The organism is Candidatus Methylomirabilota bacterium (assembly GCA_035709005.1).
Classification (GTDB): Bacteria; Methylomirabilota; Methylomirabilia; order Rokubacteriales; family CSP1-6; genus 40CM-4-69-5.
On record DASTFB010000055.1, the window covers coordinates 51,128 to 64,943 of the forward strand.

General features: G+C 68.5%; 11 protein-coding genes and 1 pseudogene. 7 read left to right on the plus strand and 5 right to left on the minus strand.

Annotated features, from left to right (window positions below):
- Positions 1-5: 5 nt before the first annotated feature.
- A pseudogene (locus VFR64_08490) lies at positions 6-542 on the minus strand (methylated-DNA--[protein]-cysteine S-methyltransferase).
- 289 nt (positions 543-831) lie between these two features.
- On the opposite strand from VFR64_08490, the gene VFR64_08495 reads away from it, so the two are divergent.
- The 3 genes from VFR64_08495 (at position 832) to VFR64_08505 (ending at position 4,468) form a co-directional block, all read left to right on the plus strand.
- A complete protein-coding gene (locus tag VFR64_08495) occupies positions 832-2,445 on the plus strand; it encodes an ABC transporter substrate-binding protein (protein HET9489776.1) in 1,614 nt (537 codons plus the stop codon).
- A gap of 68 nt (positions 2,446-2,513) precedes the next feature.
- Positions 2,514-3,491 carry an ABC transporter permease gene (locus VFR64_08500; protein HET9489777.1) on the plus strand — a complete coding sequence of 326 codons (978 nt, stop codon included), beginning with the start codon at positions 2,514-2,516 and terminating at the stop codon, positions 3,489-3,491.
- Positions 3,492-3,493: 2 nt separating this feature from the next.
- Entirely contained in the window at positions 3,494-4,468 is a 975-nt protein-coding gene (locus tag VFR64_08505) for an ABC transporter permease (protein HET9489778.1), read from the plus strand.
- Between the two features lie 21 nt (positions 4,469-4,489).
- Here VFR64_08505 and VFR64_08510 read toward each other — a convergent pair whose 3' ends face one another.
- Positions 4,490-5,620, minus strand: a complete 1,131-nt coding sequence (locus VFR64_08510; GenBank protein HET9489779.1) for an LLM class flavin-dependent oxidoreductase — start codon at positions 5,618-5,620, stop codon at positions 4,490-4,492.
- Positions 5,617-6,423, minus strand: a complete 807-nt coding sequence (locus VFR64_08515; GenBank protein HET9489780.1) for an alpha/beta hydrolase — start codon at positions 6,421-6,423, stop codon at positions 5,617-5,619. The genes VFR64_08510 and VFR64_08515 overlap by 4 nt, the downstream gene beginning before the upstream one ends.
- A 31-nt stretch (positions 6,424-6,454) precedes the next feature.
- On the opposite strand from VFR64_08515, the gene VFR64_08520 reads away from it, so the two are divergent.
- The 3 genes from VFR64_08520 to VFR64_08530 all read left to right on the plus strand — a co-directional run bounded on the left by VFR64_08520 (position 6,455) and on the right by VFR64_08530 (position 9,736).
- Complete coding sequence (locus tag VFR64_08520; GenBank protein HET9489781.1) at positions 6,455-6,601, plus strand: hypothetical protein; 147 nt, start codon at positions 6,455-6,457, stop codon at positions 6,599-6,601.
- Positions 6,602-7,047: 446 nt separating this feature from the next.
- Positions 7,048-8,964, plus strand: a complete 1,917-nt coding sequence (locus VFR64_08525; protein HET9489782.1) for a sigma 54-interacting transcriptional regulator — start codon at positions 7,048-7,050, stop codon at positions 8,962-8,964.
- Between the two features lie 184 nt (positions 8,965-9,148).
- Positions 9,149-9,736 carry an OsmC family protein gene (locus tag VFR64_08530; GenBank protein ID HET9489783.1) on the plus strand — a complete coding sequence of 196 codons (588 nt, stop codon included), beginning with the start codon at positions 9,149-9,151 and terminating at the stop codon, positions 9,734-9,736.
- 108 nt (positions 9,737-9,844) lie between these two features.
- On the opposite strand, the gene VFR64_08535 is transcribed toward VFR64_08530, so the two are convergent.
- Positions 9,845-10,984, minus strand: a complete 1,140-nt coding sequence (locus VFR64_08535) for a cobalamin-independent methionine synthase II family protein (GenBank protein ID HET9489784.1) — start codon at positions 10,982-10,984, stop codon at positions 9,845-9,847.
- Positions 10,985-11,049: 65 nt separating this feature from the next.
- On the opposite strand from VFR64_08535, the gene VFR64_08540 reads away from it, so the two are divergent.
- Complete coding sequence (locus VFR64_08540; GenBank protein ID HET9489785.1) at positions 11,050-12,543, plus strand: hypothetical protein; 1,494 nt, start codon at positions 11,050-11,052, stop codon at positions 12,541-12,543.
- Here the strand turns inward: VFR64_08540 and VFR64_08545 are convergent.
- On the minus strand, positions 12,532-13,770 hold the full coding sequence (locus VFR64_08545; protein ID HET9489786.1) for an amidohydrolase family protein: 1,239 nt from the start codon (positions 13,768-13,770) through the stop codon (positions 12,532-12,534). The two genes, VFR64_08540 and VFR64_08545, sit on opposite strands and share 12 nt — an antisense overlap.
- Between the last annotated feature and the right edge of the window lie 46 nt (positions 13,771-13,816).

Genomic DNA, 13,816 nt, shown 5'->3' on the forward strand with positions numbered 1-13,816 from the left:
CGGCGTCAGCGGCCGCCGGCAGGGCGTCCGCGGCGAACGTTCCCCGGCCGTGCGGCCTCGCGCGCGAGCAGCGCGCGCTTGCGCGGCAGGCCCCAACGGTACCCGGCGAGACCCCCATCCGTGCGCACGATCCGGTGGCAGGGGATAGCCAGGGCGATGGCGTTGGCCGCGCACGCCTGGCCCACCGCGCGCACCGAGGTCGGCGCCCCGATGCGCCTGGCCAGCTCGGTGTAGGTCGTCGTCGCGCCCGCCGGAATCTGGCGCAGCGCCTGCCACACCTTCCGCTGGAAGGCGGTGCCGCGCGCGTCGAGGGGCAGGTCGAGGCGGCGGCTCGGCGCCTCGACGAAGCGGGCCACCCTGCCGACCAGGCGCGCGAGGCCTCTATCGCCGTGGCCCAGCCGGGCCCTGGGAAAGCGATCCCCAAGCTCCTGCACCAGCGCGGCGGGGTCGTCGCCGAGCAGGATGGCGCAGATCCCCCTGTCGGTGGTGGCGACCAGCACCGAACCCAGCGAGCACTTCGCCACGGCGTAGCGGATGGCCGCCCGGCGAGCCACGTCGGTCAACTGTGCCATCGTCGTCCCCCGTTTGCGGATCCCATCATCATATGAGCAGGGGCGCCCTCGCAACCCCGCGCTTGCTGTCAAATCCGCTGCAGCCGCTTTCCCATCTGGGCGATTCGTGACCAGCCGGCCTCCTGGGGCGCCGCACCCGGCCCCCCTCTATTTCCTTCTTGCACGTGATATACTTCGCCCCGCAGTCGCGTCCGCGGGCTTGATCGTCGTCCCGTAGTCCCTGTTCCAGAAGAGAGGAAGACAAGGGAGGGAAGAGACTATGCGCTCGCGTTATCCCCACTTCACCCTGATCGTCGTGCTCGCCGTCCTCGTCTGGATCCTCGCTGCGCCCCCTGTGGCCGACGCCCAAGCGCCGAAACGCGGCGGGACCCTGCGGGTCGCCTACGGTAACGCCATCGCCCACCTCGACTTCCACACCGCTCCCGGCTACGAGATGATGTGGGTCGCGATGAACGTCGGTTGCGGGCTGCTGGACATCACGCCCGACGGCAAGTTCGTCGGCGACGCCGCCGAGTCATGGCAGGTATCGCCCGACAACCTGACCTACACCTTCAAGCTCCGGAAAGGCGTCCTGTTCCACGACGGTACCCAGGTCGACGCCAAGGCCGTCAAGTTCAGCATCGACCGCTTGATGGATCCCGCCACCAAGTCCGGCATGCGCAGCTTCTATGACTCGGTCCGCGCCGTCGAGGTCGTCGGCCCGGACACGGTTCAGATCCAGCTGAAGCGGCCCTACGCCTTCCTGCTGCACATGCTCGCCGCGTACCGGACCGGCTTCGTCATCTACTCGCCGACCGCCACCCAGAAGTACAGCCTGGAAGACCGCAAGAAGGGCAAGCCCGAGGCCGTGGTGGGGTGCGGGCCGTTCCGGCTGGTCGAGTGGGTGAAGGGCGACCACCTGGTCATGGACCGGTTCGACAAGTACTACAAGAAGGGCCAGCCGTACCTCGACCGCGTGCACATCCGCATCATCAAGGACCCGGTGACCCAGATGGCCGCCTTCAAGGCCGGGGAGGTCGACTTCGTCGCGTCGTTCTCACCGGAGCACGTGGATGTCCTCAAGTCTCAGAATCCGAAGGCCCAGATCCTCACCGGCAAGGAGACCACGCCGATGGTGGTGGCGATGAAGGTCACCGTGCCGAAGGATGGCAAGCCGATGTCCAAGGAGCGGATCCCGCACCCCAAGCTGGGTGACCTCCGGGTGCGCAAGGCGATTGGCTGCTACGGGATGGACCGGAGCGAGATCGTGAAGATCGCCTTCAAGGGCCAGGCGACTCCGTGGGCGGGGATGATCCCGCCGGGCACCATGGACACCGTGGACGTCAACGCCAAGTGCCCGTACGATCAGGCCAAGGCCAAGGCTCTCCTGAAGGAGGCCGGCTACGGGCCCTCCAATCCGCTGACCGTCGATCTCATCGCCGACACGGAGAAGTCGGTGTTCGGCGTCATCGCCACCGTCGTCAAGGAGCAGCTGGCCCGGATCGGTGTGACCGCGAACATCAAGGCGCTCGACAAGGTGACCTGGATGAACACGACCCTCAACGACGGCCCCTGGGACATGTACGTGGAGGACCTGCTGTCCCTGCTGACGCCGGACAGCAACGGCTATCTGTCCAACTCGTACTCGACGTGGAGCCACCCGCGACACAACGACAAGCGCGTGGATGACATCTACGTCAGGTACGCCCAGGAGATGGACCCGGCCAAGCGCAAGGTCATCGCCCGGGAGCTGCAGGATTTCATGGTCGACAACATGTACTGGAACAACGTCTCCGGCTCGCCCTTCTACATGATCTCCCAGCCGTGGGTGAAGAACTACACGTACAACGCGGAGTTCGAGGTGAACTGGGGCGAGGTCTGGGTGGACAAGTAAGAGCCACGTGAGTCCGCCGGGGCCGTCGCCGTCGTGACGGCGGCGGCCCCGGGACGGAGCGACTATCGATGCGAACCTACATCATCCGCCGCCTTCTCCAGATCATCCCGACGGTGTTGATGATCACCTTCGTGGTGTTCATGATGATGCGGTCGGTCCCGGGAGACCCGGTGGTGGCCCTGCTCGGTGATGCCTACACCGAGGAGGACGCCGCCAAGATGCGTGAGGTCTACGGGCTGGACCGCCCGATCGTCGTCCAGTACGCGATCTGGCTCGGCAAGCTCGTGCAGGGCGACTGGGGCAGCTCGATCATCAGCGGCCACTCGGTGCTGAGAGACGTGCTCCTGCGACTGCCGGTGACGCTCGAGCTGATCATCCTGGGGATGGCGATCGCGATGCTCATCGCGGTTCCCGCCGCGATCATCGGGGCCTTGCGCCAGAACCGGTGGCAGGATTACACCGCTACCTCGGCGGCCCTGGTCGGCATCTCGATCCCCGAATTTTTCCTGGGTGTTCTGCTGCTGCTGCTGTTCTCGGTCGCGTTCAAGGGGCTGCTGCCCAGCTCGGGCTGGGTCTATCTCCCGGGGACCTGCCCTACCATCGTCTGCACCGCGAGCGTCTGGGGGAACCTCCAGCACGTGATCATGCCCGCCATCGCCCTCGGGGTGGGCCGGGCCGCCATCCTCACACGGCTCCTCCGCGCCAGCATGCTCGAGGTGATCCGCACCGAGTACGTGACGAGCGCCAGGGCCAAAGGCCTCAACGAGTGGAAGGTGGTCTTCAAGCACGGACTGAAGAACGCGCTGATCCCGACCGTCACCGTGATGGGGCTCCAGGTCAGCTTCCTCATCGGCGGGGCGATCGTGATCGAGACGCTGTTCGCTCTGCCGGGGCTCGGCACCTTCGGCATCAACGCCATCATCGCGCGCGACTACCAGCAGGTCCAGGGATTTGCCCTGCTGACCGCGTGCGCCTTCGTGGTCATGAACCTCGTCGTGGACTTGACGTACACGCTCCTAGACCCGCGCATCCGCTACGGAGGGTGACGGTGGCCAACGGTACCGACAAGCTCGACCTGAAGCCCAAGTCTCTCGGCGCAGCCGCGCTGCGCGAGGCCGACTTTCCTGCCGCCACGGGGGTCCTCCGGAGCGACGTTCGCACCGCGCGCTCGGAGTCGCCGACGATGCAAGGGCTGCGCCGACTCCGGCGTAGCGTGACGGCGCTCATCGGCCTGGGCATCGTGGCGACCCTGCTTGTGGTGGCCGCCTTCGCCGACGTGCTGGCACCCCGGAGCCCGATCGTCAGCGACCAGACCCAGACCTTCCAGCAGCCGAGCCGGGCGTACCCGCTCGGAACGGACCAGCTCGGGCGCGACATGCTGAGCCGCATCATCCACGGCAGCCGGGTCTCCCTCGTCGTCGGCCTGGCGTCGGTGCTCCTGGCGCTCCTGGTCGGAGTGCCGGTCGGTATGATCGCCGGGTATTACGGGGGCCGGGTCGACATGCTGGCGATGCGGGCGATGGACCTGATCCTCGCGTTTCCCATCTACCTGCTGGCCATCATCATCATGGTCATCTTCACGCCGACCGCAGGGTTGCTCGGCACCATCAAGGTCGTGGGGGCTATCGCCATCGTGCGCATTCCGATCTATGCGCGGCTGGTCCGGGGCAGCGTGCTCTCGATCAAGGAAAAGGAGTACATCGAGGCCAGCCGCGCCCTCGGTGTACGCGATCCCTGGATCCTGTTCCGTCACGTTCTGCCCAACTCTCTGGCGCCGATCATCGTGACCACCACCCTGGGCATCGCCACCGCGATCATCGTGGAGGCGACCCTGTCGTTCCTGGGGCTCGGCACCCAGCCGCCGACACCAAGCTGGGGGTGGGATCTCAAGGCCAACGTCGTCTTCATCCATGACAACCCGTGGCTGGCGGTCTTCCCGGGCATCGCGATCTTCGTCACCGTGCTGGGCTTCAACCTCTTCGGCGACGGCCTGCGCGACGCCCTCGACCCGCGGCTGAAGTAGCGGCTCGGCGCCCGCGGGTCACTAGAGGTTGGTCACCGCCGGGATGACCTTGGCGCCCATCAGCTCGATCGAGCGCGCGGTCGTCGGGTGGTCCATCCGGGACTCCTGAGCCTCCAGGAGCAAGTGGCCGATCCCCAGCTCGCGCTGGACCAGGGCGAAGCGGTCGCTCACCTCGTCCGGCGTGCCGGCGATGATGAAGTGCCCGTCCAGGAGCTCCTCGTAGCTCATCGTGGCCAGCGAGCGCGGGCGGGAGCGCAGCGCGAACTGAGCGCCGGCGCGCGAGCGCATCCCCACCGGCGCGAAGTACTCGGCGGGCATGCGCAGCGTCGGGCCCATGCGCCAGACGAAGTGCCGGCCGGCCTCCAGAGCCTTCGCCCGGGTGTCCGCGGTGACCGCGCAGATCAGGAAGCCGAGCTTGTCCGGTGTCACCGTGCGGCCGGCCTCGGCCGCGCCCCGACGGTAGAACTCGAAGAGCTCCCGGGCGATCTCGAACGGCACCAGGAACGGCACATAGGTATAGCCCAGGCGGCCGGCCCACACCGCGGTCTCCGGGCTGGCCGTGCCGGGGATCCAGATCGGCGGGTGCGGCTTCTGCAGGGGCAGGCACCAGGGGTTGACGTGACGGAAGTGGTAGTGGCGCCCTTCCCACCGGAAGGGGCCGGGCTCCGTCCAGCACTTGAGGATCAGGTCGTGACACTCCTCGAAGCGCTCGCGGTTGTGCACGGGATTGGAGTTGGCCCACCAGGTCTCCACGCCGACGCCGCGCACGAAGCCCGAGAGCACGCGCCCGCCCGAGATGAGGTCGGCCATGGCGATCTGCTCGGCCATCCGCACCGGGTTGTCCTCGATGGGCAGGATGTTGCCGAGCAGGAGGAGCCTGGCGCGCGTGGTGGTGCGGGCCAGGATGGCCGCCGTCATGTTGGCGCCCACGTTGACGCAGGACGGCGTGGAGTGGTGCTCGTTGATCATGAGCCCGTCGAAGCCCACCCGGTCGGCCAGCTCGTACTCGTCGAGGTAGCGCCGGTAGTTCGCCGCCGCCTTCTCGCGGTCGAAGAAGCGGTTGGGGAAATCGAGGCGGAGCGAGGGATACTTCTCGCCCTCCTCGTCGGGAAACTCGTGGTGCGGCATCTCGCTGAAGTAGTAGAGCTTCATGGCTGGGCTCTCGCCGGTGCGGGCGCGGAGAGGAAGTCGAGCACCAGGCACGCGAAGGTGTCGGGCTGCTCGATGGGCGGCAGGTGCCCGCATTTGTCGAGCACCGTCAGCCGGGCGTCGGGCAGCAGCGTGCGATACTGCTCGCCGCAGGCGACCGGCACGATGCGATCCTCTCGCCCCCAGACGATCAGGGTCGGGTTGGTCACCCGCGGCAGGAACCAGGGCAAGCGCGGGTTGTGCATGTAGGGCTTCCAGCTGAGCCGTGCGGCCATCTCCCGGTTGCGGGTGGCGATCTCCTGCTCGGCCGGCGTGGGCGGCTTGCCGAACAACTCCTCCCATTCGGGCACTGTCGCCGGGGCGTACACGTTGAGCTCGCGGAGCCTGGCCAGCGGATGGTAGAAGATGTCGAGGATCTCCCCCTCGTCGGGCTTGAGCCCGACGGGTGCGGCCAGGATGAGCCGGCCGATGGAGCCCGGGCTCATGGTGGCCAGCTCAGCAGCCGTCCACCCCCCCAGCGACTGGCCCAGGACGTGTGGCTTGCCGAGCCCGGCGGCGTCGATGAACCAGAGGTAGAAGCGGGCCAGGTCGTCGACCCCTTCCATCCACTCGGCGTCCCCCGAGCGTCCGAACCCGGGATGGGTCGGCGCCCACACGGTGAACCGCTCGGCCACCCGCGCCACCCAGCGCGTCCACCCCCGGTTGCCGCCGGCGCCGTGGAGCACGAGCAGGGGGTCGCCGTGCCCGCCCACCCACGTGTGCACGTCGATCCCGCCGACCGTGATCATCTCTTCGCGTGGTTTCATGGCCGGTATTATGCTCCAGGCGGGTGCGCACGTGACCCTGGTCGTCATCCTCACGGTGAGGAGAGAGGCCCTCGAGCAGTTTCGGGCGTTCGAAGCGCAGGCCGCCGCGGTCATGACCACCCACGGCGGCCGCATCGAGCGAACCGTAGTGGACCGGTTGGGAACACGCTGCTCGTAGCGCTTCGGTCATGAGATCTCGCGAAGCGCGTCACGGGATTTCGCGCATCGTGGCGTGCCGGCATGGCGCACCAATCTGGCACGTCGTATGCCCTCCCTCACGGCTCGAACGGCGCCGGTGACTCCCCCGGTCAGGGCGGGCCCGGCGCTCGGGGAGGCGTGCGTGATGGCGTTCGTGCTCATGCACCTGGATTGGCTGACGACCTCGCTGGGACTGACCAGCATGGCGCTGTTGGCTCGTCGCTCACGCTGGGGCTGGGTCGCAGGCATCGCCAACGACGCGGTCTGGCTCGTCCTCGCATTCGACCGCGGGATGTACGGGACACTGGCCGGCGCCATCGTGATGATCGCCGTGAAGATGTACGGACTCCGGCGCTGGCTCCCTCGATCTTGTGATGCGCCCGCGCCGGCGTTAAGCTGTGCCCGCCAAAGGGATCTTCGCGCGCGATGGGGCAGCCGCTCGACCAAGCGTCGGTCATCCGTACCATCCTGGAAGGGACGGCGAGCGCCGTCGGTCAGGAGTTCTTCGAGGCCCTGGTCAAGAACGTCGCGCGCGCCCTGGGCGTCGCCGGCGCCTGGGTGACGGAGTTCCTGGCCGAGCCACGCCGGCTGCACGCGCTCGCCTTCTGGTTCGGCGACCGGTTCATACCTGACTACGAATACGCCATCGCAGGCACGCCGTGCGAGCCGGTCATCGACCAGAGACGGCTGCTGCACATCCCGGACAACGTCGTCGACCTGTTTCCGCGTGATCCCGATCTTCGGGAGTTCCGCGCCGTCAGCTACCTCGGCACGCCGCTTCTCGACGGTGACGGCACGATCCTGGGGCACCTGGCAGCCATCGACACGCGGCCCACGCCGCCCGACGACCAGATCGAAGCGGTGTTCCGGATCTTCGCGGCCCGGGCCACGGCCGAGCTGCAGCGGCTCCGGGCGGAATCACGGATCCGCGAACGGGAGGAGCAGCTGTCGCGCCTTCTCGACAGCGCTATGGATGCTGTCATCGAGCTGGACGGTCAGTTTCGTGTCACCAGCGTGAACCCGTCCGCCGTGACGGTGTTCGGGGCCGGGCCCGCCGAGCTCGGGGGCCGCGACTTTCGCACGCTGCTGGCCCCGGAAAGCCGTGACAAGCTCCAGCGCCTCACCGGCGAGCTCCGCCAGCAACCGGCGGGACGGCAGTATGTGTGGGTCTCGGGGGGCCTGCAAGCAATGCGGGCGGATGGAAGAGAGTTCCCGGCGGAGGCGAGCCTGTCGCGGTTCGACGTGCGCGGTCGAGAGCGGTTCGCCATCATCCTCCGCAACGTTCACGACCAGCTCGTCGCCGAGCAGCGCATCGAGTCGCTGGTGAGCGAGTCGACGTATCTGAAGGAAGAGATCGAGCAACTGCACGACTTCCGCGAGATCCTCGGCCAGAGCCCGGCGATCACCGAGCTGCGTCGCAGCATCCGGCAGGTGGCCGCCACGACGGCGACCGTGCTCATCACCGGGGAGACAGGCACCGGCAAGGAACTGGTGGCTCGCGCCCTGCACGCGGCCAGCGGGCGGGCCAGCCGGCCGCTCATCAAGGTGAACTGCGCCGCCGTACCACCGGCGTTGATGGAGAGCGAGTTCTTCGGTCACGAGAAGGGCGCCTTCACCGGCGCCACTCAGCGGCGTCTCGGCCGCTTCATGCTGGCCGACCAGGGGACTATCTTCCTGGACGAAATCGGCGAGCTGCCACTGGAGCTGCAGCCGAAGCTGCTCCGCGTGCTGCAGGAAGGCGAGTTCGAGGTGGTCGGCAGCTCGCAGACCCGGAAGGTCGACGTCAGGGTGATCGCCGCCACGAACCGCAATCTGGAGGAGGCGATCCGGGCAGGGCGGTTCCGTGAAGACCTGTACTACCGGCTCAACGTCTTTCCGATCATCGTGCCCTCGCTGCGGCAACGGCGAGAAGACATCCTGCTGCTCGCCACCGAGTACGCCCGGCGATACGGTCAGAAGATCGGCCGGCCGGTGCAGCCTCTGTCTCCGGAGGCTGTCCGGCGACTGACGAGTTGCGGCTGGCCGGGGAACGTCCGGGAGCTCCAGAACGTCATCGAGCGCGCGGTCATCACCGCCCGTGACGGTGTGCTGACCTTCGACGCGATCCTGCCCCCGGCGGCGGACGAGGTCCCGCCAAGGCCCCGCGAGTCCTCCCCGGACGCAGCGACAGTCCGCACGGCCGACGAGCTACGCCATCTCGAGCGAGAGAACATCCTCCGCGCGCTCGAGGCCACGGGATGGCGGGTGGCCGGGCCGACGGGCGCGGCCCAACGCCTGGGGCTCCCCTCGTCGACGCTTGCTTCCCGCATGAAGGCCCTGGGCATCCGTCGGCCCCGCGCGTAGCCGTCGCGAGATTCCGTCGAAACGAGGCGCGAGATCTCGCGAGCGCCGCGAGACGCTGCTGGAGTCGACCGCGCGTGCTCTTTCGCCGCCGCTACTTACGCGGCACGTCAGTTTCGGCATCGCCGATGCACTTCCAGTCGCCGTGCGAACCGCCCCACGAGGGCAAACCACAGGAGGAACGGTCATGACGACGGCGACGACGACGCAGCGGACGGTCAACGGGCTCGACACCAGGCAACTCGTCGACACGGTGAACGCAATCAAGACCCAGCCGGCCCTGGCGCGGTTCCAGTTCCGCAACCGGAACCGCTGGGTCGACGGCGGCGAGAACCACTCGACGATTCGGGACTTCTACGGCGCCGGGCGCGAAGACGACTCGCGACAGGCGTCGTTCGAGTTCGTCAACGGCGAGCCCCCGGTGCTGCTCGGCCACAACGAGGGCGCCAACCCGGTCGAGTTTCTCTTGCACGCCCTGGCCGGCTGTGTGACGACGACCTTCGTGCTCCACGCCACGGCCCGCGGCATCCGCATCGAATCCATCTCCACGGAGATGGAAGGGGACATCGATCTGCGGGGACTGCTCGGACTCGACGACTCGGTGTTCCCGGGCTACGAGCAGATCCGGGTGAAGATGGACATCCAGGCCGACTGCACAGACGAAGAGCTGGAGGATCTGCTCGCCTATACCGAGAAGCACTCCCCCGTCTGCAACTCGGTGTGCCGCCCGGTGCCCGTGGTCATCGAGCGGGTCGCCCGCGCCAACGGCAGTTGAGCGGCACGCCTCCCACTGCGACGGATCCCCGGCGCCCCGACAGGGGCCCCGGGGACCGGTCGCGTCGTGACTCAGCCGGCTGGTTCCGCGGAGCCGGCGCCCCGCTGGTCAGCGCCAGAGCTTCCGGGAGGCCAGCCGCGCGCCCTCGGCCATGGCGCGGAACTTGGCCCAGGCGATCTCGGGCTCGACCTGGTTGACCGTGCGCGCGAAGGTGGCGAAGCCGCAGTCGGTGCCGGCGATGACCCGCTCGCGGCCCACCACCTCGGCGTAGCGGACCAGGCGCTGGGCCACCAGCTCGGGGTGCTCGATGAAGTTGGTCGTCGAGTCGAGCACGCCGGGGATGATCAGCTTGTCGTCGGGCAGCCGGATCTCCCGGAACACGACCCACTCGTGCTCGTGCCGGGGGTTGGCCCCCTCGAAGGACAGGGCCTGGGGTCGGGCCTTGAGCACCACGCCGAGGATCTCCCTGAGGGGGATGTCGCGGTGATGAGGACCCTCGTAGTTGCCCCAGCAGAGGTGCAGGCGGAGCCGGTCGGGCGGGATGTCGCGCAGGGCATGATTGAGGGCCTCGACGTTGGCCGCGGCGATCTTGACGAACTCGGCGTTGCTGAGCTCGGCAAAGGCCAGGTGTCGGCCCATGGCCAGGTCGGGACAGTCCACCTGGAGCACGAAGCCGGCCCGGTAGATGGCGTCGTACTCCTCCTTCATGATGTCGACCAGCCGGGCCAGGTACGCCTCGCGGGTCGGGTAGTGCTCGTTCTTGAGGAAATGGGCGATCACCCCGGGGGACGCGGCCGTCATGAAGGTCTCGGTCGGCGGCGTTTCCTTGACCGCCGCCTTCAGATTCTCGATGTCCTTCTGCACGGCCGTGCGGTCCTTCCAGTCGATCGCCCCGTTGCACGTCGGCCGGGAGATCGGGGAGGGACGCTCGCCGCGGGCGGCCGCTTCAGGGAAATCCGCCCAGTCGGCGCGGCGGGGAACCGCGCTCTTGCCCCCGAACCCGGTGAGACGGTGGCGCACGTAGGTCGAGTAGCCGACCTTGCCCTGCTCGCCGTCGTTGACGATGTCCACGCCGGCCTCCACCTGCATCCGCACGACCTCGGCCACCGCCTGCCGCACGCGGGCCTCGAACGCGCGGGGGTCGGGCTCGGTGCCGGCATCGAGCTTCTCCAGCAGGGACGCGAGGTCGGGGGGACGGGGCAAACTGCCCGTGTGCGTGGTGAGGATGCGCTCGGTGCTGCGCTTCATGGCCGCGTTGCCTTGCTCATCATGGGCGGAGTATAAGCCGAGTAGACGCCCGAAGGGAGACGCGCATGATCCGGCCTGCCCGCGTGCCGCTGCTGCTCCTCGGCCTCCTGCTCGCCCCGCTCGCGACCAGGCCGGCCTCGTCGCAGGCCCCGGCCCGCGGGCACGGCGCTCAGGCCCACGACATGGAGCTGGTCGGCCACCACGACCTGCACGGCCGCTCCGCCTATCAGCCGCTGCCGCACCCGCAGGGTAGCCGCTTCATCCTCTACGTCGGCCATCACGGCGGCCGGGCCCGGAACCCGCTGACCGGACGGGACGAGGACAACGGCACGTCGATCCTGGACGTGACCGACCCCGCCCGCCCGCGCTACCTCGCCCACATCCCGAGCGTGCCCGGCCCGCGGGGCGGCGCCCAGATGGTGCGCGTGTGCGAGGGCGGCCGGCTCCCGAAGGGCACGCCGGGCAAGACGTACCTGCTGCGCACGGCCGGCAATGCGGGAGCGGACTCGGGCCACGAAGTCTGGGACGTGTCCGATCCAGCCGCGCCCCAGAAGCTGACCACGGTCGTCTCCGGGCTCACCTCCACCCACAAGAGCTGGTGGGAGTGCGACACGGGCATCGCGTACCTGATCTCCGGGGACCTCGCCCGGCAGAATCCTCGCCAGCCCGGTCGATCGGGCTGGCGCACGTGGCGGATGACCAAGATCTACGATCTGAGCGATCCAGCCAAGCCGGTGTTCGTCCGGGACTTCGGCCTGGCCGGTCAGGAGCCCGGCTCCACCGGCCCCATTCCCGTCGCCCACGGCGCCCACGGCCCGATCCGGCTCGGCAATCGCGTGTACTTCGCCCACGGCACCAGCGCCGAAGGGATGCTGCAGATCGTCGATCGCGACAAGCTCCTCACCGGCCCCCGGGAGCCGACGGCGGCCAACCTCGATTACCCGGAGATCAGCCGGCTGCACCTGTCCCCGGGCTGGGGCGGGCACACCACCTTTCCCGTCCTCGGCGTGAAAATTGCCGACTGGGCGGCCAACGCGAAAGGGCGCATCCGCGACTTCGTCGTGCTCGTGTCCGAGGCGACCTCCTACGAGTGCCGGGAGGTGCGGCACCTGACCTTCTTCGTCGACATCACCGACGAAACCCGGCCGCAGGTGGTGTCGACCTTCCAGGTACCGGAAGCCATGGGGGAATTCTGTCGGCGGGGCGGACGCTTCGGTCCCCACTCGAGCAACGAGTCGTTCGCCTCGATCTTCTACCGCAAGCTCGTCTTCCTGGCCTACTTCAACGCGGGCGTCCGCGCCGTCGACATGCGCGATCCCTTCCGTCCCCGGGAGGCGGCCTTCTACATTCCGGCCACGACCAACCACACGGCCGAGAGCTGCGTGCCGACGGAGGCCGGGCGGCGCTGCAAGGTCGCCATCCAGACCAACAACGTCGAGGTCGACGACCGCGGCTTCATCTACCTGGCCGACCGGGCCAACACCGGGCTGCACATCGTGCGGCTCACCGGCGAGGCCCGGCAGATCATTGAGAATCCCGAGTCCTCGTCAGGACGCTGACGGCGCTCCGGCCAGCACCTTGCGCCCCATGGGCGTGGCCTCGAGACGGAAGAACCTCAGCATGTTCCCGGCGGCGATCTGAAAGGCCTCTCGAGCCGGGACGCCCGCGAAGAGTCGCTCGGCAAAGGGGCGGGTGTTCGGCCAGTCGCACTCGATGTGCGGGAAGTCGGTGGCGAACATGATCCGCTCGACCCCCATGTGGTGCCGGAGCTCGACGGCCACCCGTTCCACGTGCTGCACGCTGAACAGGATGTGCTGCCGGACGTAGTCGCTGGGGCGCTGCTTGAGCGGCTTGACGTGTAGCAGCCGCTCCGCCCAGTGGCGGTGGCGCTCGTACCAGTAGTCGGCCTCCTCCATCCAGAACGGCACCCACCCCAGACGGGTCTCGGCGAAGAAGATCTCGAGCTCGGGCAGGCGGTCGAAGGCGCCGGAGAGGATGAGCTGGGCGAAGCTCATCGACGGCGCCGTGCCCAGGAAGGGCAGGGCCACCCATTCCACGATCTTCCGCGGGCCCAGCTTCCGGACGATCTCCGGGTCGGCGCCGGGGTATTCGAATGTCGGCTCGGCGGCTCGGGGTCCCAGGCGGTCGAAGCCCACGTGCACGGTCAAGGGCATCTTCGTGTCGATTGCCGCCGCCCAGAAGCGATCGTCCTCCGGTGTGGGGTACGCCTTGCCGCTGGGGAAAACCCCCAGGTTGACGCCGGGCAGGCCCAGCCTGGCGCAGTGCTCCAGCTCCGCGACGGCGTCGTCCACGTTGGTCCAGGGGATGACGCCGAGCCCGATGAGTCGGTCGCGTGAGACGGCACAGTACTCCTCGCCCAGCCAGTCGTTGTAGGCCCGGACCACGGAGCGATACAGGTCGTCGTCGGTCATCGCCCGCCACAGGCGCGGCCCCACCTGCATGTTGGGGAAGAGCACCTCGGCCTCGAGGCCGTCCATCTCCTGCTCCCGCAGGCGCTGCTCCGGTGGCCCGACGCCGGCCGTGTCTTCCACCGTCACGCCGAAGGGCTGCCAGGTCTCGTTGGTTCGCCCGGCCCGGAGATCGAGAAAGGGCGCCGGATAGGGGGGCTGGCCCTCGACCAGGATGGCATCGCCGCCGTCGGGCAGCTTCACCGTGCACGGTGCCCGGTCCCGGTACCGCGCCGGCATCCGCGGGGTCCAGCGCTCGGGCCGGACTTCGAGATGACCATCGCTGGAGATCAGGGGCGGGAGCGCGGGTGCCGCCATCGGGGTCTCCTTCTCGCCGGGTGCCGGGGAGTGTACCATCGAGCCG